Annotated in this window: 22 protein-coding genes and 3 pseudogenes; 4 read left to right on the top strand and 21 right to left on the bottom strand. The window is 57.7% G+C overall.

What is annotated here, in order from left to right; all coding sequences use genetic code 11:
* Positions 1-87 precede the first annotated feature (87 nt).
* The 9 genes and pseudogenes from PSQ19_RS16695 to PSQ19_RS16655 form a co-directional block, all read right to left on the bottom strand.
* Complete coding sequence (locus PSQ19_RS16695; RefSeq protein WP_282218658.1) at positions 88-1,092, bottom strand: type II secretion system F family protein; 1,005 nt, start codon at positions 1,090-1,092, stop codon at positions 88-90.
* A gap of 9 nt (positions 1,093-1,101) precedes the next feature.
* Positions 1,102-2,079, bottom strand: a complete 978-nt coding sequence (locus PSQ19_RS16690) for a type II secretion system F family protein (RefSeq protein ID WP_282218657.1) — start codon at positions 2,077-2,079, stop codon at positions 1,102-1,104.
* 4 nt (positions 2,080-2,083) lie between these two features.
* Positions 2,084-3,575 (bottom strand): annotated as a pseudogene (locus PSQ19_RS16685) (CpaF family protein).
* Between the two features lie 65 nt (positions 3,576-3,640).
* Positions 3,641-4,912 (bottom strand): AAA family ATPase, encoded by a 1,272-nt coding sequence (locus PSQ19_RS16680; RefSeq protein ID WP_282218656.1) that lies wholly within the window; start codon positions 4,910-4,912, stop codon positions 3,641-3,643.
* A gap of 78 nt (positions 4,913-4,990) precedes the next feature.
* Positions 4,991-5,134: a hypothetical protein gene (locus tag PSQ19_RS16675; protein WP_282218655.1), complete on the bottom strand. Its 144-nt coding sequence runs from the start codon at positions 5,132-5,134 to the stop codon at positions 4,991-4,993.
* Entirely contained in the window at positions 5,112-6,392 is a 1,281-nt protein-coding gene (locus PSQ19_RS16670; protein ID WP_282218654.1) for a type II and III secretion system protein family protein, read from the bottom strand. The genes PSQ19_RS16675 and PSQ19_RS16670 overlap by 23 nt, the downstream gene beginning before the upstream one ends.
* A gap of 17 nt (positions 6,393-6,409) precedes the next feature.
* The gene (cpaB, locus tag PSQ19_RS16665) at positions 6,410-7,333 is read right to left on the bottom strand and encodes a Flp pilus assembly protein CpaB (protein ID WP_282218653.1); all 924 of its coding nucleotides are present in this window, start codon (positions 7,331-7,333) and stop codon (positions 6,410-6,412) included.
* Positions 7,334-7,622: 289 nt separating this feature from the next.
* Positions 7,623-8,177 carry an A24 family peptidase gene (locus PSQ19_RS16660; protein WP_282220728.1) on the bottom strand — a complete coding sequence of 185 codons (555 nt, stop codon included), beginning with the start codon at positions 8,175-8,177 and terminating at the stop codon, positions 7,623-7,625.
* Between the two features lie 142 nt (positions 8,178-8,319).
* Positions 8,320-8,520, bottom strand: a complete 201-nt coding sequence (locus PSQ19_RS16655) for a Flp family type IVb pilin (RefSeq protein WP_282218652.1) — start codon at positions 8,518-8,520, stop codon at positions 8,320-8,322.
* Between the two features lie 391 nt (positions 8,521-8,911).
* On the opposite strand from PSQ19_RS16655, the gene PSQ19_RS16650 reads away from it, so the two are divergent.
* Positions 8,912-9,361, top strand: a complete 450-nt coding sequence (locus tag PSQ19_RS16650; RefSeq protein WP_282218651.1) for a pilus assembly protein N-terminal domain-containing protein — start codon at positions 8,912-8,914, stop codon at positions 9,359-9,361.
* Between the two features lie 132 nt (positions 9,362-9,493).
* On the opposite strand, the gene PSQ19_RS16645 is transcribed toward PSQ19_RS16650, so the two are convergent.
* The gene (locus PSQ19_RS16645) at positions 9,494-9,700 is read right to left on the bottom strand and encodes a hypothetical protein (protein ID WP_282218650.1); all 207 of its coding nucleotides are present in this window, start codon (positions 9,698-9,700) and stop codon (positions 9,494-9,496) included.
* Here PSQ19_RS16645 and PSQ19_RS20015 point away from each other — a divergent pair.
* The 3 genes from PSQ19_RS20015 to PSQ19_RS16630 all read left to right on the top strand — a co-directional run bounded on the left by PSQ19_RS20015 (position 9,605) and on the right by PSQ19_RS16630 (position 11,312).
* On the top strand, positions 9,605-9,973 hold the full coding sequence (locus PSQ19_RS20015) for a hypothetical protein (protein ID WP_407649173.1): 369 nt from the start codon (positions 9,605-9,607) through the stop codon (positions 9,971-9,973). The genes PSQ19_RS16645 and PSQ19_RS20015 overlap by 96 nt on opposite strands.
* Before the next feature lie 70 nt (positions 9,974-10,043).
* Positions 10,044-10,625, top strand: a complete 582-nt coding sequence (locus tag PSQ19_RS16635; protein ID WP_282218648.1) for a TadE/TadG family type IV pilus assembly protein — start codon at positions 10,044-10,046, stop codon at positions 10,623-10,625.
* Between the two features lie 66 nt (positions 10,626-10,691).
* Complete coding sequence (locus tag PSQ19_RS16630; protein ID WP_282218647.1) at positions 10,692-11,312, top strand: HAD family hydrolase; 621 nt, start codon at positions 10,692-10,694, stop codon at positions 11,310-11,312.
* A gap of 30 nt (positions 11,313-11,342) precedes the next feature.
* Here PSQ19_RS16630 and upp read toward each other — a convergent pair whose 3' ends face one another.
* The 11 genes and pseudogenes from upp to PSQ19_RS16575 all read right to left on the bottom strand — a co-directional run bounded on the left by upp (position 11,343) and on the right by PSQ19_RS16575 (position 23,186).
* Positions 11,343-11,972: a uracil phosphoribosyltransferase gene (gene upp, locus PSQ19_RS16625; protein WP_282218646.1), complete on the bottom strand. Its 630-nt coding sequence runs from the start codon at positions 11,970-11,972 to the stop codon at positions 11,343-11,345.
* A gap of 15 nt (positions 11,973-11,987) precedes the next feature.
* Entirely contained in the window at positions 11,988-13,205 is a 1,218-nt protein-coding gene (locus PSQ19_RS16620; protein WP_282218645.1) for a phosphopentomutase, read from the bottom strand.
* 2 nt (positions 13,206-13,207) lie between these two features.
* Entirely contained in the window at positions 13,208-14,545 is a 1,338-nt protein-coding gene (deoA, locus tag PSQ19_RS16615; protein ID WP_282218644.1) for a thymidine phosphorylase, read from the bottom strand.
* Positions 14,546-14,845: a DUF6958 family protein gene (locus PSQ19_RS16610; RefSeq protein ID WP_282218643.1), complete on the bottom strand. Its 300-nt coding sequence runs from the start codon at positions 14,843-14,845 to the stop codon at positions 14,546-14,548.
* Positions 14,846-14,854: 9 nt separating this feature from the next.
* A pseudogene (locus PSQ19_RS16605) lies at positions 14,855-17,225 on the bottom strand (aldehyde dehydrogenase family protein).
* 74 nt (positions 17,226-17,299) lie between these two features.
* Positions 17,300-18,193, bottom strand: a complete 894-nt coding sequence (gene deoC / locus PSQ19_RS16600) for a deoxyribose-phosphate aldolase (protein ID WP_407649019.1) — start codon at positions 18,191-18,193, stop codon at positions 17,300-17,302.
* Positions 18,190-19,092 (bottom strand): purine-nucleoside phosphorylase, encoded by a 903-nt coding sequence (locus tag PSQ19_RS16595; protein WP_282218642.1) that lies wholly within the window; start codon positions 19,090-19,092, stop codon positions 18,190-18,192. Before PSQ19_RS16595 ends, deoC begins: the two co-directional genes overlap by 4 nt.
* The gene (locus PSQ19_RS16590) at positions 19,089-19,499 is read right to left on the bottom strand and encodes a cytidine deaminase (protein WP_282218641.1); all 411 of its coding nucleotides are present in this window, start codon (positions 19,497-19,499) and stop codon (positions 19,089-19,091) included. The genes PSQ19_RS16595 and PSQ19_RS16590 overlap by 4 nt, the downstream gene beginning before the upstream one ends.
* Before the next feature lies 1 nt (position 19,500).
* Positions 19,501-20,473: pseudogene (locus PSQ19_RS16585) on the bottom strand (ABC transporter permease).
* Entirely contained in the window at positions 20,473-21,576 is a 1,104-nt protein-coding gene (locus PSQ19_RS16580) for an ABC transporter permease (RefSeq protein ID WP_282218640.1), read from the bottom strand. Before PSQ19_RS16580 ends, PSQ19_RS16585 begins: the two are co-directional and overlap by 1 nt.
* Positions 21,573-23,186: an ABC transporter ATP-binding protein gene (locus PSQ19_RS16575; RefSeq protein WP_282218639.1), complete on the bottom strand. Its 1,614-nt coding sequence runs from the start codon at positions 23,184-23,186 to the stop codon at positions 21,573-21,575. The genes PSQ19_RS16580 and PSQ19_RS16575 overlap by 4 nt, the downstream gene beginning before the upstream one ends.
* Positions 23,187-23,193 lie beyond the last annotated feature (7 nt).

Below are 23,193 nucleotides of genomic sequence, written 5' to 3'. Positions count from 1 at the left end.
TTCTCGGCTGCCCGACAAGGGTAATGTCGGTGGCTCACAGGCCCCGGCACAAAATGTCGCCGTCACCTTCGCGATTGCCGGGCAACTTTACAGCGAGGTTTTGATCGTCTGTGAGAAGGCGGTGATGATAGCGGGCGTCATGATAACGATGAACAGCACCGGCAGAAAGAACAGGATCAGCGGCACCGTCATTTTTGGTGGCAGGGACGCCGCCTTTTTCTCGGCTTCCATCAGTCGGGATTCCCGGCCTTCCTCGGCCATCACGCGCAGCGCTTGCCCCACCGATGTACCGTAACGGTCGGCCTGGATAAGCGCGGTCATAACCGATTTTACATTGTCGAGACCGGTGCGACGGCCGAGATTGTCATAGGCGCGGCTCCGATCATCAAGGAACGACAATTCGGCAGTCGTCAGGGTGATTTCTTCCGCCAGAGCGGCGCTTTGCTGACCGATTTCCTTGGCCACCCGCTTCATGGCGTGTTCGATAGACATACCCGCCTCGACGCATAATAGCATCAGATCGAGGCAGTCTGGCCACGCCCTGCGAATCTCTTTTTGGCGTTTTACCGTCGCGTTCTTGAGCAGAATATTGGGCAGGAACGAAGCGATAATGCCCGCACCAATGGCATAGACCAGATTGAGGAACAGCGGCTTGTCGGGATACATGAGAAAGATCAGATAGGCAGCAACGAGGGCAAATACGCCCAGCGGCGTTGCAAAGCGCATGAACAGGAACGAGGTCAGGTGCCCCTGCCCGCGATAACCGGCCATAGCCAGCTTGTTGACGGTATTGTCGTCCTTGAACGCCTTTTCCAGGCTCAGGCGCTCGACCATGTTTTTCATCATGGACCCGTTTGACGTTTCCGTCCGCCGCATGCTGCCCCGCCCGTCGCTGGCTACCGGCCCGCGCAGGCGAGACATTTCCTCGGCCCGCATCTTCTCGCGTTCCAGGGCAACGCGCCGAATGCGGTGTTTCATCTCGGATTTTACGACGAATGAGGAGCCAAAGGTAAAGACCACAGCGCCCGCGCAAATGGCGGCCAGGACGGCTATGACAAAATCGCGTTGCGCCAGCAGTTCGAGAATATTCATCTCATGCCTCTAGAAATCAAACTGGATCATGCGATTCATGACAAATACGCCCATTGACAGCATCAACACCGCGACCCCGGCCCATATCTGACCGAGAAACGTCGTCCACAGAGGTGCCAGGTAGCCGGGCGTCACCAGGGAAACGAGCCCGGCCACAACAAAGGGCAGTGAACCGATGATGATGGCGGAGGCCTTGGCTTCTGCCGACATGGCGGCCACCTTTTGCTTCATCTTTTTGCGATTGCGCAACACGCGTGCCAAATTGGTCAGCGCTTCGCTCAAATTACCACCCGATTGTTGCTGGACTGTGATGACCACGACGAAGAAATTGATTTCGGACAGGGGCACACGATCAAGCATCACCGAAACCGCCTCCGTCATCGACATGCCGACCGATTGCTGGTCGAGAACGCGGGCAAATTCGGATCTTACCGGTTCCTTGGCATCCTTGGCCACCACCCGCATGCTGTCGTTGAGTGGCAGGCCGGTCTTGACGCCGCGCACGATGGCTTCCACGGCATTGGGCAGTTCGTCGAGAAACTTGCTCTGATAGCGCTTGCGGCGCCGCGCAACGTACCAGCGCGGCATGAGGTAGGCGATACCGACGGCAAATACCGGTGCAAACACAATTGGCACCTGTACCAGAAACAGGACGATAAAGGCGACAACGCCCAAAATGACGCTGTTACGGATAAAGCCTGCTGGCTTGATGGTCATGCCCGCCTGAAACAACTGCCCCTTTAGCGGTACGCGGCGTTTTTTGCTCTGAAGTGCGTCTGCCTGGGCCTTGAGCGCCTGCTGCACCGACTTGCGGCGCTGGTCGCGGTTCTTGAGTGCGGCGTTTTCCTGCCGAACAACACGAATATCGCCTTGATAGGCCTTGATGCGCTTTTCGGCGCGACCGTTGCCAAGCATCGAGGGTATCAGGGCAAAGCCCACGGCACCGACGCAGATCATGGCGAGAAGGGCAAGAATGAATGGGGTCATGGCGTCAAGAATCCAGCAGTTCGCGGTGCTCGGTATTGGAGTTTTCCAAGGCCTCGACCAGATTGGCTTCCTCGTTGAAATATTTGGCGCGCTCGGTGAATTGCGGTTTGGTGATGCCGGTGGAGCGATGGCGACCCAGCAGGGTGCCGTTCTGGTCCTCACCGGTAATGTCGTAAAGGAAGATATCCTGGGTGACGATGACATCGCCTTCCATGCCCAGGATTTCAGAGATATGGGTGATGCGACGCGACCCATCGCGCAGGCGGGCTGCCTGTACCACCACGTCAATTGATGACGTGATCATTTCGCGAATGGTGCGGCTGGGCAGTGAATAGCCGCCCATGGTGATCATGGATTCAAGACGACTCAGGGCCTCGCGCGGTGAGTTGGCGTGCAGCGTACCCATCGAGCCGTCGTGGCCGGTGTTCATGGCCTGGAGCAGATCGAAACTTTCGGGACCACGCACCTCGCCCACGATAATGCGTTCAGGGCGCATACGCAGGCAGTTCTTGATCAGGTCGCGCATGGTAATCTCGCCTTCGCCCTCAAGGTTGGGCGGACGGGTTTCCAGTCGCACGACATGGGGCTGCTGAAGTTGGAGTTCAGCAGAGTCTTCGCAGGTGATGACGCGCTCATCTTTTTCGATGAAGGCGGTCAGGCAGTTGAGCAGCGTCGTCTTGCCCGAACCGGTACCACCCGAGATCAGGATATTGGCGCGTACCCTGCCCAGGATGCGCAGCACTTCGGCGCCTTCGGGAGAGATCGATCCGTATTTGACCAATTGCTGAAGTGTCAGCTTGTCTTTCTTGAACTTACGAATGGTAAGAGCGGCGCCGTCAATGGCCAGCGGCGGGGCGATGACATTGACACGAGAGCCGTCTGGAAGACGCGCATCGCATATTGGCGAACTTTCATCGACGCGGCGTCCGACCTGGCTCACGATACGCTGGCACACATTCATCAGGTGGGAATCATCGCGGAACCGGACATTGGTCAGCTTCACCTTGCCGGCGACTTCGATGTAGCAACGCTGGGAGCCGTTGACCATGATGTCAGCGATGTCGTCGCGCGCCAGCAGCGGCTCGAGCGGACCATATCCCAGAACGTCGTTACAGATATCGTCGAGCAAGTCTTCCTGCTCGGAAATCGACATGATGATGGATTTGAGCGCAATAATTTCAGCGACGATGTCGCGAATTTCCTCGCGCGCCGCGTCGATCTCCATGGTCGCGAGCCTGGCTTAGGTCGATCGAGTCGATCAAGGCGTTGAAAATGGCGGATTTAGTCTGGAAGTATTCCTTGTCGCGCTGGGCGTCTGCCGGCGCGCGGACATCCACTACCTCCTCGCTGCCACGCAGGCGCTGGGCAGCCTGGCTCGAGTCGGACGCCGCTCGGGCGGGCTCTGGTTTTTCGGCCGGCGCGGCGGCGGGACGTGGCTTCACCGCCTCGTTCACGCCGGGGGTGTTGCCACCAAATGATGTACGCTTGCCAAACATGGACTTCCTACCGTTTCAGTCTGGTTCCGGCCCGATCTTGTTGCCGGGCGGCCCCAGGGATTGGATCAGGCACGCTTTTTCATAAATCCGGGCAGCTTCATCAGACTACCCACCTTGCCAGTGGTTGCCGGCGCCTGACGACCCGTGACATGCATACCGATATTGCGATAAATTTCGTTGATCTTGTTGTTGGCGGCGACCTCGGCGATCATCTGTCCATTGTTGGCCGCGGTACCGAACAGGGCCGCATCAAAGGGAATTTGGCCCAGGAGGTGGCACTCAACAGAACTGGCGAACTCGGCAGCGGCAATTTCTGGACGCCGCGGCATACTCAGCTTGTTGATCACCAACAGGGGCGCGGTTTCGCTGGGGCGCAGCGCCTTGATGGTATCGGCCATGGTCTTGGCATTGCGCAAATTGGCCAGATCGGGCTCGGCCACGATCACCACCTCATCAATGGTGGCAAGGGTTTGGCGCACCCAGGCATTCCAGGCGTGCGGAATATCGAGAACCACGACCGGCATGCTCGCCTGACTCATTTCGATGATCTGCTCGAACTGGCGTTCCTCGAAATCATAGGTTTGATCGAGCGTGATCGGCGCGGTCAACAAGTTGATGTGGTTTGCGGCTTTTGACATCAACCGGTCCAGCATCACCTGATCGACCTTTTGATTGGCCAGAACGGCATCGGCGATCCCGTGGGGTGGATCCTGATTGAAATTCAGTCCCGCGGTGCCGAATGCCAGATCCATATCCAGAATAAGGGCGTCCTGGCGCAAGGACTGGGCAACCGCCCAGGCGACATTGTGCGCAACTGTGGAGGAACCTGCGCCGCCCTTGGCAGAAATGAAGCCGACAGTGCGCCCGATGGGCGCCGAGTTTGAAGAGGCAAAGATTTCGGTGATCGCTGACACAATGGACTGAGCGCTGGTGGGCAGAACAATATATTCGGAGACACCGAATTTGATCAGCTCGCGGTAAAGCACGACGTCGTTGACATGGCCGAGGACGATCAATTTTGTGGTGGCGTCGCACACTTCGGCCAATTGCCCCAACGCCTCGGGAATCTCGGCCGGCGGCAACGTTGTTTCCACCATTATCAGGTTGGGCGTGGGGTTGGACTTATAGGTCTCGACGGCCCCGTCCAGCCCGCCATTATGCGTGGTCAGGGCAACCTTGGACATCCGGCGATCGTGGATGGCACTCTCGACCAATTGGGCGGTTTGAGAATTCTCGCAGAAGGCCTGGATGGTTATGCGCGGGATCAACCGGGCGCCGCCAGCGATATCGGCTGCTGGATCTTCTGCCTTACCGGGCTCAGGGGTCAAAAAGCTCATCGAACCAAGTCTCCAAATTGCCGCCGGAGCGACGCGAACTCACTCAAATTTCGGGGCAGCGCGCCGCCCCGACTACAATCAATCAAGCACAAAACCGACGGAGCCCTTGAAGCCACCGCGCATACCGCCGCTGTGACCAACGCCATACATGGTTTCCATATTGCCCAGGAAGATGGCCTCGGCATCGCCCGCCACCACACTACGATCGGTGGGCAGTGGCACCGCCACGGAGCCTGGGTTGAGCCAGATAGGGGGTGACCAGAATGACCAATTCGGTCTGGTCGTCATTATACTCACGAGAGCGGAACAGTGCGCCAAGGATCGGGATGTTGCCCAGACCGGGCAATTGCTTGATCTGCTGGCCGACATTGCTTTGCAGCAGACCGCCGATCGCCAGCGTATCGCCGGGACGGATCTCGACCGAGGTCTTGGTGTTGCGGCTGGTCAGGGTGAAGCTGCCGGCCTGCAGTTCGGACACACCGGTGTCGATCACCAGCCCGATTGTGCCATTGGAGCGAACCGTGGGGGTAAAGTTGAGTTTGACGCCATAGTCCTTGTATTGGACCGTGGTGCCGCCGTTGCCATCCGACACGGGGATCGGGAACTCGCCGCCAGCCTTGAACTCGGCAGGCTGGCCGGAAATGGCCGTGAGCGTCGGCTTCGCCAGCACCCGCAGCGCATTGCGGTCTTCAAGCGCGGTAATGGCGGCATTGATCTGCAAACCACCGCCAGTAAAGGCGCCGCTGACCATATTGTTGGTCGAGGCAGACATGGTGTTGTTGAAGCCAAAATTGGCGGAGCCGATCGAGAGCGAGCCGGACAGATTGACGCCCAGCTGCTTGGCCACCGTCCGTTTCACTTCGGACACGGTGACCTGCAGCATCACCTGCTGCGGGCCGTTGACGTCGAGAATGTTGGCGACATTTTTAGAATCACCCGCAAACTGTACAGCAACGGCGTCGGCGCGATCGCGATCTTCGGCGGAACGTACCGAGCCAGTGAGCACGACGCGATTTGTGTTGTCGCCGAGGGTGACCGACTCAACGGTGATGTTGGAATTGGGAATAATACGCGCCAACGCTGCTTCCAGCGCTGCGCCTACCTGGGATCGCTCCTTGATAACCTTGAGTTCGAGCACCGAGATGGTACGCCCGGAGGCATCGAGAAACAGGATATTGGTCTCGCCGCCGCCAACGCCCTGAATGATAGCGCGGCGCGAGGTGCGCATAATGGCCCCGGCAACGCCTGGTTGGGAAACAACCACTTCGCTGACATTACCGGGCAGATCGACAATCATCGACTTGTTGAGCGTCAGATCAACGTTCTGGGTTATGCCATACTGGTTGGACGAAATGGTTAGTTGAGACTGGGCCAGAACGGGCGACGCGACCATCGGCGCCAGGGCAAGCGTTGCGCCCAGGAGCATTGCGGTAATGACTGAGCGGGCAGGCACTGGTGTAAAACGGGCTGACTTGGACATGGCGTTCTCCTCACTCATCACTGCACCACGATTTCGGGCAGGACAGGTGCCGCTGAGGTCACTGGTGGCACGCCGATATCTGGCGGCGTCGGGTTGATTGTTGGGGGCTGGACGAGGTCGGACGGCGCTGCGCTGGCCGACATCACGCTTGACTGCCTGCCATAGCGAACCATCCGCACAGCCTGCGAGGAATTGGTTCGAACCGCACTATTGTCATTGAAGTCGGCGATCGAGCGCAATGTCAGCGACAGGGAACCCTGCGATTTGGCGTTCATCAGGGTTTCGGCCTGCGAGGGATCGAGTTCGAGCGTCGCAATGGTCTTGTCATCAAAGACCTGCGCCTGGGGTCCACCGTCGGGGGTTGTTTCTGCCTCGCCGGCTGTAGCGCCCACCTCGCCTAAACGCTTACCGATCGCGAGGATTCGTACATTGGTCAAAACAGCTTCGGAGGTCTGACCGCCCGAGGTCAGGCGAGTCAACAAAACATCGACATGATCATTGGGGACGATAAACCCGCCGGCGCTTGAGGCGGCGTCTACCGGCACCGAAACGCCGCGCATGCCCTTGCTCAACACCGCCGACAGATACCCCTGATCGGTGCGTACCAGTTTGGCCTCGCGAATGGGCTCACCAGGAAAGAATTCAAAGCGTGCAACCGTGTCGGTGAGTTGATCGGGCGCGTCGGGTGTTGTTTCATTTGTTACATATTCGGGACGAACGGCCCCTGCGGGCCAATCCTGCCAGGTGACCGATTGCCTGGTCAGGCGCTCGCCAACGCCAATCGTATCCCTTGCCACCAGCACCTGCACCTTGGCTTCCTGCCGTGTCACTTCGGTTACCACCGTCTGCGGTGCCGGTGCGCCACCGCGCATCAATAAGAAAAATGCCAAACCGCCAGTCAGAACTGCGACGGACAATAATATGATCTGCGCCGGTTTCATCACTCAACTCCACTGCGTCACAATGCCAGTACCGGGCACCCGAACCGCGAACTGGGCAGCTGTTCGGGACCTTGTTCGGTCCTGACGCGCCAGTTCCATTGTTCAAACTATGATGGAAAAGGGTCAAAGTTTGGTTAACCGGAGATTTGCAAAGTCGGTTAACGAGCTGTGTAACGATTTGGAAATGAAAATCGCGCCTGACTTGGCCGTCGACAAAAAGAATATATGAGCACAATTTGATTGGCGTCAAATTGTTGCGCGATTCGGATCTAACGATTTACCGGTTATTTCAGGCCGTCAATTGCTGAAAAATTGGCGAGGCCGAATATGTGACCATGCCCGCAATCGCCAGGGCAATGCCATATGGAATGCCGCTCTTGCGATCATGGAGCCGTTCGAGCCAGACAAAACGCGCCAGTAGCGGGCTTAACGGCAGGGTACGAAGTGCCAGAATCAGCAATGTCAGACCGCCGCCGAGTAAGCCAGCGTAGACAAGATAGGGTAAGGTGAGTCCAAAGCCGAGCCACAAGGTCGTGGCCGCAGCCAGTTTGGCATCGCCTCCCCCGATCCAGCGCAGAGCAAACATGCAAAACGCCACGACCAGAACAATAGTGGCACACGCAATGTGCATGGCGACCTGTTGAAGCGGTATATTGGTCACCCATGCCAACGTGAAGGACCTAAAATCTCCGCCAGTACCGTTCAATGCTGTACTCAAAGGAATGATAATCAGCGCCGACACGAAGAATCCGGCAACCAGCGCCAGCACCAGCTTGTTGGATATCTTCATGGTCAGCAGGTCCGAGGATGCGGCCAGCGCCATGGCAAATGGAAAAAACAACATGGCTATCGTGGACACAATATCCCCCTTGAACCCGGCAACAATGCAATTCGCGCCGGTCCAATCTGGACGAAAGCGGTTAACAATATGCAAAACAAAGGGGAGAGCGCGGTGCTCCCCCTCGGTCATAGATTTGACTGATCGCTTAAGGCGTGGTTGTCGTGGTCCCTGATGGAACGCTAACACCACCCAGACGGTTCGAAATACCGTTAAACAGATTGCCCAGGTTTCCACCGAGCGCGGATGCTGCAGCGATGATGCCGACAGCGATCAGAGCGGCGATCAGGCCATATTCGATTGCGGTAGCGCCGGATTCGTCCTGCGCAAAGCTTGCAATAATCTTCATTCCCATACTCCTTGCTCACGTCATTAAGTGACGCCATCGTTCGACACGTCACACATCGAACTTGGCGCTGAAGTTATCGGGCAGTTCTTGAAATTGCGTTAATTGAGTTCGCTTCCGGACGTTGATTCAAAATGAAATAAAATATGAATATCAATATCTTAATCAAAAAAGTGGCATTTTATCGACTGTGCAATAGCTAGGGGATCGCCCATAGAAGGCTCCTCAATATTATAGAAACACCCAACAATTACCGCGTTGACAGCATATCCTCCGGTCTGCCCCCGATTTGCTTTAACAATGACTTGGCGAGACTATTTTGATCATGTTTGCCAATTGTTCACCATTATCAGTGAAAGTCATTGGTGCCCATTCAGTTCGTCGAGGCCCAATCATGTCGCGTTTCATAGCTATAGCCGCTGCCACCATTATGATGAGTCTGGTCAATCCCGTGGCCACCATGGCAGAACAGGGCGCCCCGATCAGCGTCAATGCCAATATGGCGCGGGTGTTGCGGATCAATGCACCGGCTGCGACTGTCATCGTTGGCAATCCTGCTGTCGCAGACGTTACCATACAGGATCCGCAAACACTGATCCTGACAGGCAAGAGTTATGGGCAGACCAATCTGATCGTACTTGACAGCATCGGCAATCCGATTGCGGACACCTTGATTGAGGTGGTTCAAAAGCAGGCTGGCACCATGACCGTTTATCAAGGCTTGCAGCGTTCTAGCTTGTCGTGTGCGCCTGTATGCCAGCCTACGATCATGCTTGGCGATGACCCCGCCTATCTGGCCAATAGCATCTCCGGCTCCAACATGGTCAGCAGCGCCGCAAACTAGTTGCTGCGTTAAGCCCCTGTTTACCACAATTGCGAATGCATTGTGGCGGGGGCATTTCATAAGATTTACTTAGCCATGTCCGACTAGATTTGCCTGATGAATTGGGCGAGGTCCATGGTCAAGTCACTGTCATCAGCGCGGCGAGGCGTGTTTGCGAGACTGGTTCGCCGCTCCTTTGTGCGCGACACGCGCGGCGCGGCGGCAATCGAGTTCGGTATTCTCGCATTGCCGTTTTTCGCCATCATGGGCGCCATCCTCGAGACATCGCTGGTATTTCTGTCCGGCCAGATGCTTGATAGCGCGGTCAGCGATGCCAGCCGTCAGATCCGGACTGGCCAAGCGGTCAACGCAACGTTCAATGTTGCGGATTTTCGCAATCTGATCTGCAGCGAGCCTTTATGGCCTTTTCGATTGCAGCCAGGCTCAATATCAGGGTCAGCACCATCAGCGACTTTTCCTCGGCTGTGGTTACACCGCCGGTCAATACCGCCTGCACCTCCAACTGCACATGGACGACACCCGACTCCTATGTGCCCGGCGCAGGCTCGAGCACGATCATGGTGCAGGTCTATTACAAATGGCCGATTATACTCGATTTTGGCGGCGGTCTGAGCCTTGCCGACCTGCCCGACCGTACGCGGCTGCTGGCAACGGTGCGGGTGTTTAGAAATGAGCCGTTCTGATGGCTAGTATTCGCACCAGGTTTCAAACAGCAATTCGCAACTTCCGCGAGGCCAGCGAAGCAGTGGCTGCGGTCGAGTTTGCATTGATCCTGCCGGTGATGCTGCTGGTTTATATCGGTGGCGTCGAGGCCAGTTCACTGATTACCACTGACCGACGCGTGCAGACGATTACCGGCACGCTGGGCGATCTGGTGGCCCGTTCCAATGAAAAAATTCCGGTTGCCAGCCTCACCAATTACTTTGAGGCAGCCGAAGGGATCATGGTGCCGTTCTCAACGGTGAGTCTTGTGCAGGTTGTAACCTCGGTTCGGGTCAATAATGATGGCACGACAAAAGTGTTGTGGAGCCGTCAATACCAGAACAGCACGATGTCATCGGGCGGTCGCGCACATACCGTCAATCAGCCCTATGACCTGCCCAGCGCGATTACCGATATTTCGCTGGGGGAATCGGTGATCGTGTCCGAAACCTTCTATAGTTTCGTGCCCTCGTTCAACATCGTCTATAATGGTACAATTCCGCTCTATCGCGAGAATTTCTATCTGCCACGGTTTGAAACCGACATTGACCTTGTGCCCTAGGGTCGGCACGCTTGCGCCCTGAGAATGGCTGTGCCATAGCCGGGTCAGTCCAACGGTGGTGCACCCATGAGCGAATCCCTGATCCCAGTCTTTGACATCGGCAATGTTTTTGTCGACTGGAACCCTCTGTATCTGTTTCGAAAACTGTTCGAAACCGAAGAGGAAGCGCGCTGGTTTGCCGACAATGTCTGTACCCCCGACTGGAACCTGGAATTTGATGCGGGTGAAATCTATGCAGAGGGCGTGGCCAAGCTGATCTCTCGATTTCCACGTTACTGGCGCGAAATACAGGCCTATGATCTGCGCTGGAAGGAGACGTTCAGCGGCCTGATCCAGGGCACTGTCGACATACATGACGAACTGATCGAACAGGAAGTCCCCACATTCGCCATCACCAATTTTTCCTGGGAAAAATGGGTGTCATGCCTCGGCGAATGGCCGTTTCTCGAAAAGTTCGATGGCGTGATCGTTTCTGGCCTCGAAGGGCTGGTCAAGCCTGACACCCGGCTTTACCGCGTCTTTTGCGAGCGCTACGGCTTGGCCCCGGAAAGCTGCGTATTTATTGACGACAGCGAGCCCAATGTGATTGCTGCGCGCAAATATGGCATGAACGCCATTCACTTCACCTCGCCGGAGCAGGCGCGCAAGGAGCTTATCGGCTTCGGTTTGCCGCTTACCAGTAAATAGCAGCCTCTAGCGTATGACGATTGTTTAGCGTTATTTGGTGCCATACATCCGGTCACCAGCATCGCCGAGCCCGGGCATGATATAGCCGAGCTCATTGAGATGGCTATCGATCGAGGCGGTAAAAACCGGGACGTCCGGATGCGCCTCGGTGAACCGTGCCACCCCTTCAGGTGCCGCCAACAAGCACAGAAAGCGGATATTGTTGGCACCGCGCTCCTTGAGCTTGTCGATGGCGGCGGTCGCCGAATTGGCCGTTGCCAGCATCGGATCGACTACAATGATCAACCGGTCCTGCAGGTTGGACGGGGCCTTGAAATAATATTCAACCGGCTCCAGCGTCGCGTGGTCGCGATACATGCCGATATGGGCAACGCGGGCGGCAGGCACCAGATCGAGCATGCCCTCGAGCAGCCCGTTGCCGGCGCGCAGGATCGAGGCAAAGACCAGTTTCTTGCCCTTGATGGCTGGCGCCATCATTTCGGACATCGGCGTTTCAATCGGGATCATTTCCAATTCGAGGTCGCGTGTCACCTCATAACAAAGCAGATGGGCGATCTCGCGCAGCAGGCGGCGGAACCCGGCGATCGAGGTTTCCTTGTTGCGCATGATGGTCAGCTTGTGCTGGATCAGCGGGTGATCGACGACCGTAACATTGTTCATTGGATCATCTTCATTCTAGAGAAAACTCTTGCCATGCGCGCCCGGCGGCAAGCCAAGCCAATGGGCGATACTTTCTCCAATATCGGCGAAGGTTGAGCGAATGCCAATCTCGCCAGGCGTCACGCCTGGGGAAAACATCAGAATTGGTATCTGTTCGCGGGTGTGATCGCTCCCGGGCCAGGTTGGATCATTGCCGTGGTCGGCGGTCAGCACCAGCAAATCGTCGGGCTGCATGGCCACGATCAGTTCCGGCAGCCTGGCGTCGAACTGTTCGAGCGCATGAGCATAACCCGGCACGTCGCGGCGATGGCCATATTCAGAGTCGAAATCGACAAAATTGGTCATGATGAAAGCGCCGTCGGGCGCCATTTCCAGGGCCTCGAGTGTCTTGTCAAACAGCGCCATGTTGCCAGTTGCCTTGAGCTTGTGGGTCACGCCCATGGTGGCATAAATGTCGGAAATCTTACCGATGGCAAATACCTGGCGCCCGGCGGCCTTGGCACGGTCAAGCAATGTTGGTTCGGGCGGGGCAATGGCAAAGTCGCGCCGGTTGCCGGTGCGCTTGAAATTTTCGGGATCGTCGCCAACAAACGGCCGGGCAATGACGCGGCCAATCATCAAGGGCTTGGTCAGTTTAAAGGCGCTCTGACACACCTCATAGAGCCGGTCGAGACCAAAATGGGTTTCATGGGCGGCAATCTGGAAAACACTGTCAATCGAGGTGTAGCAGATAGGCTTGCCGGTGCGGATGGATTCCTGGCCCAGTTCGGCAATAATAGTGGTGCCTGAGGCGTGCTTGTTGCCCAAAATGCCGGGCAATCCGGCTTCGCGCACCAGCGTGTCGATGAGTTTTGGTGGAAAGGCTGGCTCGGTCTGGGGGAAATAGCCCCAGTCAAACGGCACCGGTACCCCGGCAATCTCCCAATGGCCCGATGGTGTATCCTTGCCCTTGGATATTTCGCGGCCCACGCCAAACCGTCCGCCCTTCGGCTTGTCTGAAAACCCTTCTGGCACGGTACCGCTCGACAGGCCCAGAGCGGCGCCCAGGCCGATGGCATCCATATTGGGCAGATATAGTGGCCCACCGCGCAGGCCAGCGCGATCAGCCTTGCCGGCGGCGGCATACTCAGCAATATGGCCCAATGTATTGGCGCCCTCGTCGCCATAGCTTGCCGCATCCGGCGCACCGCCAATGCCCACGCTATCGAGAACGCACAAGATGGCCCGAGGCATGGCTATTCCTTTTGATCGTTGGCGTTGGGTGCGACAGTCGCGGGGATCAGCGGTTGCCGCTCGGTAAAATCGGCCAGCCCATAGGCTGCCAGCAACCGGTTTTCGGCGTCAGCCGCGCTGGTCTCATCATTGGCATGCAGACGCGCAATCGGGACATTGGCATCGAGTTTGGTACCCAGCCCGACCAGACGGTCGAACCCGACACCATAATCAATGGCATCGTCGGGGGTAGTGCGCCCGCCGCCCAGAGCCACGACGGCCATGCCCACGGCGCGAGTGTCGATTGTCGCGACCGTTCCCGCCTGGCGCGCATACACGTCCCGAATGATATTGGCTTTGGGCAAATGGGCATCCATTTGGTCAATGAAATCAGCCGGACCGCCCAACGCTGCCACCATTTTGGCAAACCGTTCGGCGGCGCTACCATTATCCAGTGCGTTCTGCACCATGTCCCGGGCAGCTTCGGCGCTGGTCGCAATACCGGTCATTGCCGCCACGGTGGCGCAGAGCGATAAAGTCACTTTCAGCAGGCGCTCGTCGCGATGAGCACCGGTCAGGAAATCAACGGCGTTGCGCACTTCAAGTCCGTTGCCAGCGGCGCTGGCAAGCGGTTCGTTCATGTCGGTTATCAAGGCCGCGGTGTTGAGGCCAGCGCCATTGGCAACGTCGACAAGACTTTGGGCGAGCGCTTTTGATTTTTCCAGTGTTGGCATGAATGCACCCGAGCCGGTTTTGACATCAAGCACCAGCGCGTCCAGTCCCGCCGCCAGCTTTTTGGCAAGGATCGAGGCGGTGATCAGGGGAATTGACTCAACAGTCGCGGTGACGTCGCGAATGGCATAGAGCCGTTTGTCGGCGGGGGCGAGATCGACCGTTTGCCCGATGATTGCACAGCCGGCGCCCGCAACAACCTGTCGAAACAGCGCATTGTCGGGGCTGGTTGTATAGCCCGGAATGGCATCGAACTTGTCCAGCGTGCCGCCAGTGTGGCCCAGCCCGCGTCCGGAAATCATTGGCACATAGACCCCGATGGCCGCCAGCATCGGGGCGAGCATCAACGATACATTATCGCCCACGCCACCAGTGGAATGTTTATCGGCGACCGGCCCATCAAGATCACGCCAATCGAGCACGGTGCCGCTATCGCGCATGGCCAGTGTCAGCGCAATGCGCTCCTCCATCTCCATGTCGTTGAAATAGACCGCCATGGCAAAAGCGGCGGCCTGGGTATCGGCAACACTGCCATCTGCAAAGCCGGCGATGAACGCCGCGATCTCGTCATTTGTCAGGGCATGGCCGTCGCGCTTGCGAGCGATGACTTCCTGGGGCAGAAATACCATTCAATTTCCTGACGTCACGCGATAGAGCCGAACCGGGGATGGCGTGCGGGCAATTGTCTTCTTTGCTTCGAGATCAAGTTGCACGCTCTTGACCCACCAGCCCGCCGTCTCGCCGCCGGGGAACAGGTCTTGCGGCAAATCTGGTTTGACCGCCGCAATGATATCCGCCACAGCCATCCCCGGTGGCTCGCTGGGCAGCACTTTGAGAACGGCGGCGCGCATGGCGGTAAATTTGGCCGCGTCGACCTGGTAGGTCTTGCCGGGCTGGCCAACATTTTCAACGGTAATCTTTTCGCTCATGATGCTCCCTCAAGCGCCATATGGCACCCACACATTCTTGATCTGGGTGGCGCGAGGCTAGCAGATAATTGCCCTCGAACAGCTGCCTGTCAGCCAGATCATAGGCCAACCCACGACTGGTCCATGTCTGCTTGAGATTGCCGATCGAGGCTTTTTCCACCATGGCTGAGTCCTCGGCCGACCCCATGAACCACAGGACGTCGACGCCATCATGTTCAGCCAGCGTTTTTGCCAGCGTCACGCTGTCGCCGGTAACGATATTGATCACGCCCTTGGGCACGTCAGAGGTTTCTATAACCTGATAGAAATCGGTCATCGACAAAGGCGCCGTGGCACTGGGCACCAGCACCACCGGATTGCCCATTGCTAGGGCCGGGGCGAGTAGCGCAACAGCGCCGAGCAGCGGCGTGTCGTCTGGTGCCACAATGCCCATCACACCGATGGGTTCAACCATGGCCGCAGCAATCGTGCGCTGGGGCGGATTATGGATTGCTCCATCATATTTATCGGCCCAGCCAGCAAAGGCAAACAGGCGTTCAACGGCGGCGGCGACCTCTTTTGCGCCATCCTTGCCGGTTTGCGCCTTGAGTCGGTCGGCGAATTCCTCACGACGATAATCGAGGTTTTCAGCAAGAAAATACAAGATTTGAGCGCGGGTGTGGGCGGGGGTCGTTGTCCAGCTCAGGGCACCGCGCGCCGCTTCCACCGCATTACGAATATCCTTGCGATTGCCTTGACCAACCTCGCCGATCAATTGGCCAGAGGCGTTCAGCACCTGCCGGTCATAACCGCTATCTGGCCGTGCCTGCTTGCCGCCAATATACATTTTGGCGGTCTGGTCGAGATGGCCAGCGTCAAGCGGGTTTGTCGGCCTGGCGGACATGGCTTTGGGCTTTGGCGTGGCCTTCAGCGCCTTTTCCCAAGCAGGTTTCAAATAGGCGGCAAGCCCTTCCCTGCCCCCTTCGCGGCCAAAGCCGCTTTCCTTGTAGCCGCCAAAACCGACCGCCGCGTCGAAATTATTGGTGCCGTTGATCCAGACGACACCGGCCTTGATCTTTGGGGCGATATCGAGCGCCAGATTGATATTTTCACTCCAGATGGTCGCAGCCAGACCATATTTGGTATTGTTAGCCAAGGCCACCGCTTCCTCGGGCGTGCGGAAGGCTCATGGCGACCAGCACCGGCCCGAAAATTTCCTCGCTTACAAGCGAATTGGCGGGCGACACATTGGTTACGAGCGTTGGTTTGAGAAAACACCCCTGCCCAGGCACGTCCATGTCCGGCTCATAAATTACCGCGCCTTCGCTGGCACCGGCCTTGAGCAAATCCTTGACCCGCGTCACCTGAATTTGGGCCACAAGCGCGCCAATATCGACGGATTTATCGAGCGGATCGCCGACCCGCAGATTGGCCATACGCTTTTTCAACTTGTCGATAAAACGCTCTTCGATGCTTTCCTGCACCAGGAGGCGCGATCCAGCGCAACAGACCTGCCCCTGATTGAACCAGATGGCGTCGACCAGCCCTTCGATTGCGCTATCGATATCGGCATCTTCAAACACCAGATAGGGCGATTTCCCCCCAGTTCGAGCGACAGGCCCTTGCCTGTACCGGCGGTTGCGGCGCGAATGGCCTTGCCGACCTCGGTCGAACCGGTAAAGGCGATCTTATCGATCCCCTCATGCTCAACAATAGCCTGACCGGTTTCGCCCTCGCCGGTGACGATATTGACGACGCCCTTGGGCAAGCCGATCCGGTCGCAGATCTCGGCAAACAGCAGCGCGGTCAACGAGGTAAATTCTGCGGGTTTGAGGATGACTGTATTGCCCGCGGCCAGCGCCGGGGCAATTTTCCAGGCCAGCATCAGAAGCGGGAAGTTCCACGGGATGATCTGCCCGCACACCCCATAGGGCACATGATCGGGGAACGTCCGGTTCAGGTGCTGAGCCCACCCGGCATGATGGTAGAAGTGGCGCGCCACCAATGGAATGTCGATGTCGCGGCTTTCCCGGATCGGCTTGCCATTATCAAGGCTTTCGAGGACGGCGAACAGGCGCGAATGTTTCTGGACCGCGCGCGCGATGGCATAAAGATATTTGCTGCGCTCGTAGCCCGATAGTCCGCTCCACCCTTTGAACGCGGCGCGCGCAGCCTTTACAGCGGCGTCGACATCGGCCGGTGTACCCTTGCTGACCTTGGCCAATACTTTGCCGTTGGCCGGATTTTCCGAGGCGAAGGTTTCGCCCGGCTTGGTCCATTTGCCATCGATATAATGGCCAAAGGACTTGGTGTGGCTATCGAGCCAGTCGAGTGCCGGTTGCGGTGCCTCGGGCGCCGGGCCGTAGTCGAGACTGTCAAATATTTGGGTAATCTTGTTCATGCCTGGCCTCCTTCAGAGTGCCGCTTGTCTTGCCGATACCGCATAGGCCTCCAACCCCGCAATGGGGCGGCGGCCTAAACCATCGGTTGGCGATAGTCCGCCGAATAGCGCCCGGTCAGCCCGTGTTCGAGTTGCCGCTCGATATCGGTCAGCAGCGATGACGCGCCGAAGCGGAACAGGTGTGGTTGCAGCCAATGGACACCCAGTTCCTCTTTCATCAACGCCATATAATTGAGCGCATCCTTGGCGTGGGAAATGCCGCCCGCGGGCTTATAGCCGATCTCGATACCGGTCTCTTCGTGGAACCAGCGGATCATGCGGATCATGGCAAGTGAGGTGGGCAGATTGGCGTTGACCTTTTCCTTGCCGGTCGAGGTCTTAATAAAGTCGGCGCCGGCCAGCATGCACACCAGCGACGCCTTGGCGACATTGGTCAGGGTTGCCAGTTCGCCGGTGCCCAGAATGGTTTTCATATGCGCATCGCCGCAGGCCTTTCGGAAGGCCCTGACCTGATCATACAGCGCCTGCCAGTCGCCGCGCAGCACCATGCCGCGCTCGATGACAATATCAATCTCGCTGGCCCCATCGGCGACTGAGCTTTCGATTTCCTTGAGCTTGGTTTCCACGGGCGCCAGGCCATGTGGAAAGGCGGTCGAAACTGCGGCGACAGGAATGTTGGAGCCTTGGAGTGCCGCAACAGCGGTCGCGACAAAACTATGATAGATGCAGACCGCACCTGGCTTGATATCGAGCTTGGCAATACCCAGCGCCTCGACGATATCGGAGCGCAGCGGGTGGCGCGCCTTGGCGCAGAGCCGCTCGACACGTCCGGCGGTATCGTCGGCGTTGAGCGTGGTCAGGTCGATCATGGTGATCGCCTTGAGGAGCCACGCCAATTGATAGTCTTTCTTGACGGTGCGGCGCGCGCCGATGGTGGCAGCACGCCGTTCCAGCGCCGAGCGGTTCATGCGAACGCGCCCGACCCAATCAAGATCAAGCGGAAAACCGGGATTGCGCTTGTGCCCCGTTTCTGTGGGGCTGTGATCGACGACTCGTAAGGCTCATTTGGGCTCAAAGGCTCCTCCACGAGGGCGGGAATGAGTTTGCTCAATTTTTCCGCGCCCTGCACAGCCATGGTCTTGGTGTGCGCGTGGCTAATGTTTTCACTCGACAGACCCGCGCCCATATTGGTGATAGACGAACAGGCCCAGACTTTCATGCCCAGAAACCGCCCGATAATCACCTCGGGGACAGTGGACATGCCGACGGCATTGGCACCCAGCCTGATCGCCATCTGAATTTCGGCGGGTGTTTCAAAACTGGGACCGGCGTACCAAAAATAGACGCCCTCGCGCAGGCCGATCCCCAATCTGTCGGCAATCAGCCCGGCCTTGGTGCGCAGGTCGGGAGCATAGCAATCGACCATGTTCACAAAACGGCGGTCGGTGGCCTCGCCAATCAATGGATTCATGCCCGCGTAATTGATGTGGTCGGCAATCATCATCAGCTGGCCGGGTGGATTTTCGGTCTCCAGAGAACCAGCAGAATTGGTCAATAGCAGGGTTTGCGCGCCGAGGTCCGCCATGGCCGAGAGGGCTGGTCGCATCGCGGCGGCATTGCCATGTTCGTAATAATGCTCGCGTCCGGTCAGCACCGCCACGCGCTTGCCGCCCATAGCGCCGATCAGCAGATCGCGTCCGTGCCCCGATACGCCACCGCCGGGAAATCCCTTGAGTTCGGAAAAGGGAATGGTAACGGTTTCGGCCATCAGATCGCCGACAGCTGACAGACCCGACCCCAAAACCAATGCCGCCGAAATCGGCTCTTGTCCGGCAATCTTGTGGATGGTTTTGACGGCCTTGCTCATTTGTCCAGAAATTCCGGGCCAAAGGAATGGGGCAGCAATTGTTCAAGCGTGCTGGTCAGCGGTTTGCCCTCAACGCCATGGGAAATGACCACCGAATCGAGATCGGCAAATTCGCGGATGCGCTGGCGACATCCACCGCAGGGCGTCACCGGGGTCGCGCCGGGCCCGGTAACATAAATCGCCTTGATGCGCTTGGCACCACCCGCGATCATCGCGGCAATAGCCGAGGCCTCGGCGCAATTGCCTTGTGGGTATGCTGCGTTTTCGATGTTGCAACCCGCGTAGATCTGCCCGTCGTCGGCCAGAATTGCCGCGCCCACCGAAAACCCCGAATAGGGTGCATATGCCTTGGCACGAATGGCTTCGGCCGCCGCAAATAACGCCTCGCCCAATTTAGGCTCCGCCATTTTAGCGCTCCTTGGTGTAGGGTTGACCGGCAGCTTTGGGGGCGACGGCGCGCCCGATAAAGCCTGCGAGCAACACTACGGTCAGGATATAGGGCAGCACCTGAATGGCCTGCACCGGTACTTCGCCAATAATAGGAAACTGGATGCCCTGCAAACGGAACTGCAGCGCATCAAGAAAGCCGAACAGCAGGCAGGTGGCCAGGGCCGGCCACGGCTTCCATTTGGCAAAAATCAGTGCCGCCAGCGCGATATAGCCACGTCCCGCCGACATATTGTTATTAAATCCGGCTGACTGGGCAATGGACAGATAGGTGCCGCCAATACCCACCAGCACGGCGGTAATGATCAATGCCTGATAGCGCAGCAGCGTAACCGACATGCCGGCGGTGTCGAGCGCCTTGGGATTTTCGCCCACGGCGCGCAATCGCAAGCCGAACCGGGTTGAAAACAGCACCCAGGCGGTAACGGGAACCGCAATGAACGCCACATAGGCCAAAATATTATGACCAGAGATCAATTCAGAATAGAGCCCGCCCAGAATGGGCACATCCTTGACCTGATCGGCGAAGGGCAAGGTGATCGGGCCAAAACGCTGGCTTTGGCTCAATTGCGGGGTAAAGCCGCCGCGATGGAACCAGGCTCTGCCCCAGAAATGTAGTCAACCCGGCTGCCAGAAAATTCAGCGCGACGCCGGAAATGATCTGATTGCCCTTAAGATTGATCGAGGCCAATCCGTGAATGCCCGACATGCCCAACGCCACGCCAACACCAGCAAGCAAGCCCAGCCAGGGGGAGCCGGTGACCGCCGACATTGCCGCTGCACCAAAGGCGGCGCCGAGCAGCTTGCCTTCCAATCCGATATCGACAATACCGGCGCGCTCCGAATAGAGCCCGGCCAGACAGGCCAGAATCAATGGAATGGCGAGGCGAACCGTGGAATCAAGAATGAGGATGAGATCTGTGTAAAAATGCATCAGCCGCCCTCCGCCGATGAAGGGTTGGGCGGTTTGAAAAACACCCGTTCCAATGGGGGGCGCAACATGTCGCCCATGGCGCCTGTAAACAGGATGACCAGTGCCTGGATGGTCACGATCATTTCACGGGTAATGCCGGGCATGGAAAAGGCCAGTTCCTGCCCGCCCTGATAGAGCGCGCCAAACAATAGCGCCGACAGGGCCACACCGAACGGATGCCCCTTGCCCATGAAGGCAACGGCAACACCAACAAAGCCGGCGCCGCTAACGAAATTGAGGATCAATCGTCCCTGCACGCCGCCAACATTATTAACCGCAACCATGCCCGCCAACGCGCCCGCCAGCGCCATGGTGATCATGATCATGCGTGAATTGGAAATACCGGCATAGCGCGCCGCTGTCGGATTTTGCCCCAGCACGCGCATGGCAAAGCCGAATTTGGTCCGCCAGACCAGCCAATAGACGCCGACCAAGGCCAGAAGCGCCAGAATGAAGCTGATATTGACCGGGGAATGTTTGAACAGATCCCAAAAGACATTGAGTTGCGGCACGCGGCTGACGGCGTCGATGGGCGCGGATTCGTCAGAATTGACCCCAACTGGTTTCAAGTGCTTGGAGATGATGTAGCCCATCATCGAGACGGCAATGAAGTTGAACAGGATGGTGGTGATAACGATGTGACTGCCACGCTTGGCCTGAAGATAGCCGGGAATAAAGGCCCAGGCCGCACCAAACAGGCCACCGGCGACAATCATGGCGGGTACGGTGATCAGCCAGGGCAGGCCATTGAGCGCCAGTGCCACGAGTATGACACCGAGTCCGGCGACATAGGCTTGTCCCTCGGGGCCGATATTGAACAATCCGGCCTGGTAGGCCACCGACACTGCAAGTCCGGCGAAAATGAAATCGGTGGTGTAATAGAGTGTGTAGCCAAAGCCGCTGCCGTAGCCGAAGGCGCCGTATATCATGATGCCCACGGCATCGAGCGGATTTTGCCCGACCAGCATCACAACAATACCGCCGATCAGGAAAGCCAGCATAACGTTGAGCACCGGCAGCAGTGCGACATCAACCCAGCGGGGCAACGGTACGCGCGTGCTCATTGAGAATTGTCCTTTTCCACGCGCGGGCTCATTTCCGTCAGTGTTTTTTCGATCGGGGTGACATGCTCGGGCAGTCGGGCCTCGGTTTCGGCTTCGTTTTTCGGGGTGGTGCTCTCGTGAACGCCCGCCATGAGCAGGCCCAAGGTGCCTTCATCGGCTGTTGCTGGATCGGCCTCGCCGACAATTTCGCCATCGAACAGCACCAGGATGCGGTCTGACAGTGATCGGATTTCATCGAGTTCCACCGAGACCAGCAAGATCGCCTTGCCGGCATCGCGCATGGCGATAATCTGCTTGTGGATGAACTCGATGGCGCCGATATCGACGCCGCGCGTTGGCTGCCCTACGATCAATACGTCCGGGTTGCGTTCCATCTCGCGCGCCAGCACGATTTTCTGCTGATTGCCGCCAGAAAAATTGGCGGTCTTGAGCGCGGTATTGGCGGGACGAATATCAAATTTTTCTATGCGCTCAGCGGCTTCGGCCTTGGCTTTGCCAACATCGAGACCCAAGCCAGTGCCGTAAGAATTATGATAGCCGAGGATCGAATTTTCCCATTCCAGCAGGGTGGTAACCAGCCCTTCGCGCAGCCGGTCCTCGGGCACATGGGCAAGGCCCGCATCGCGCAGCCGCGCGGCGCCGTCATCGCCGAAGGCCGATATTGACTCGCCATTGACCTTGACGCTGCCAAGGGTCTGGTCGCGCATGCCTGAAATTGCCTCCAGCAACTCCGACTGGCCGTTGCCGGCAACGCCGGCGACGCCAACAATCTCGCCGGCGCGCACCTGAAAACTGATATTCTTGACCCTGGGAATGCCAAAATCGTCGGTCACCACAAGATTTTCGACCTCGAGCATGACCTTGCCGGGCGAGGCCGGCTTTTTGTCGACTTCGAGCAGCACACGCCGCCCCACCATGAGTTCAGCCAACTCTTCTGGCGAAGTTTCGGCGGTTTGCAGGGTCTTGACCATGGTCCCCTGCCGCATCACCGAAACCTCGTCGGTGATGGCCATGATTTCACGCAATTTATGCGTGATGAGAATGATGGTCTTGCCCTCGTCGCGCAGGGTTTTGAGAATACGGAACAGATGGTCGGCCTCGGCCGGGGTCAGAACGCCGGTCGGCTCGTCAAGAATAAGAATATCAGCGCCACGATATAGCGCTTTCAATATTTCAACGCGCTGTTGCTGACCAACCGACAGATCTTCGATCAGGGCGTCTGGATCGACCTCGAGACCATAGTCCTTGGCCAACTGCTTGAGCTGTTCACGCGCCTTGCTCAAGGTCGGCCCGAGCAGCGCACTATCCTCAGCGCCCAGCACGACATTTTCAATGACGGAGAAATTGTCGACCAGCATGAAGTGCTGGTGCACCATGCCGATACCCAGCGCCAAAGCGTGACGGCTGTCGGTTATCGAAACCTGTTTGCCGCTAACATGAATGGTGCCGCTATCGGCGGTATAAAAACCATAAAGGATCGACATCAATGTCGATTTTCCAGCGCCATTCTCGCCGACGATGCCGTGGACAGTGCCACGTTGAACCGACAGATCAATGTCGCGGTTGGCCCGAACCGGACCAAAGCTCTTGTTAATGCCAACAAGGCTCAATGGCCGG

It is taken from the genome of Devosia algicola, assembly GCF_028816455.1.
Lineage (GTDB): Bacteria > Pseudomonadota > Alphaproteobacteria > Rhizobiales > Devosiaceae > Devosia > Devosia algicola.
This window is presented reverse-complemented; position numbering and strand designations above follow the sequence as displayed.

What these genes read in the sequence shown, in the direction of transcription:
- PSQ19_RS16695 (WP_282218658.1), bottom strand. Translation starts at nt 1,092, where the DNA reads ATGAATATTCTCGAACTGCTGGCGCAACGCGATTTTGTCATAGCCGTC.
- PSQ19_RS16690 (WP_282218657.1), bottom strand. Translation starts at nt 2,079, where the DNA reads ATGACCCCATTCATTCTTGCCCTTCTCGCCATGATCTGCGTCGGTGCC.
- PSQ19_RS16680 (WP_282218656.1), bottom strand. Translation starts at nt 4,912, where the DNA reads ATGAGCTTTTTGACCCCTGAGCCCGGTAAGGCAGAAGATCCAGCAGCC.
- PSQ19_RS16670 (WP_282218654.1), bottom strand. Translation starts at nt 6,392, where the DNA reads ATGTCCAAGTCAGCCCGTTTTACACCAGTGCCTGCCCGCTCAGTCATT.
- cpaB (WP_282218653.1), bottom strand. Translation starts at nt 7,333, where the DNA reads ATGAAACCGGCGCAGATCATATTATTGTCCGTCGCAGTTCTGACTGGC.
- PSQ19_RS16660 (WP_282220728.1), bottom strand. Translation starts at nt 8,177, where the DNA reads ATGTTGTTTTTTCCATTTGCCATGGCGCTGGCCGCATCCTCGGACCTG.
- PSQ19_RS16655 (WP_282218652.1), bottom strand. Translation starts at nt 8,520, where the DNA reads ATGAAGATTATTGCAAGCTTTGCGCAGGACGAATCCGGCGCTACCGCA.
- PSQ19_RS16650 (WP_282218651.1), top strand. Translation starts at nt 8,912, where the DNA reads ATGTCGCGTTTCATAGCTATAGCCGCTGCCACCATTATGATGAGTCTG.
- PSQ19_RS20015 (WP_407649173.1), top strand. Translation starts at nt 9,605, where the DNA reads ATGGGCGCCATCCTCGAGACATCGCTGGTATTTCTGTCCGGCCAGATG.
- PSQ19_RS16635 (WP_282218648.1), top strand. Translation starts at nt 10,044, where the DNA reads ATGGCTAGTATTCGCACCAGGTTTCAAACAGCAATTCGCAACTTCCGC.
- PSQ19_RS16630 (WP_282218647.1), top strand. Translation starts at nt 10,692, where the DNA reads ATGAGCGAATCCCTGATCCCAGTCTTTGACATCGGCAATGTTTTTGTC.
- upp (WP_282218646.1), bottom strand. Translation starts at nt 11,972, where the DNA reads ATGAACAATGTTACGGTCGTCGATCACCCGCTGATCCAGCACAAGCTG.
- PSQ19_RS16620 (WP_282218645.1), bottom strand. Translation starts at nt 13,205, where the DNA reads ATGCCTCGGGCCATCTTGTGCGTTCTCGATAGCGTGGGCATTGGCGGT.
- deoA (WP_282218644.1), bottom strand. Translation starts at nt 14,545, where the DNA reads ATGGTATTTCTGCCCCAGGAAGTCATCGCTCGCAAGCGCGACGGCCAT.
- PSQ19_RS16610 (WP_282218643.1), bottom strand. Translation starts at nt 14,845, where the DNA reads ATGAGCGAAAAGATTACCGTTGAAAATGTTGGCCAGCCCGGCAAGACC.
- deoC (WP_407649019.1), bottom strand. Translation starts at nt 18,193, where the DNA reads ATGAACCGCTCGGCGCTGGAACGGCGTGCTGCCACCATCGGCGCGCGC.
- PSQ19_RS16595 (WP_282218642.1), bottom strand. Translation starts at nt 19,092, where the DNA reads ATGAGCAAGGCCGTCAAAACCATCCACAAGATTGCCGGACAAGAGCCG.
- PSQ19_RS16590 (WP_282218641.1), bottom strand. Translation starts at nt 19,499, where the DNA reads ATGGCGGAGCCTAAATTGGGCGAGGCGTTATTTGCGGCGGCCGAAGCC.
- PSQ19_RS16580 (WP_282218640.1), bottom strand. Translation starts at nt 21,576, where the DNA reads ATGAGCACGCGCGTACCGTTGCCCCGCTGGGTTGATGTCGCACTGCTG.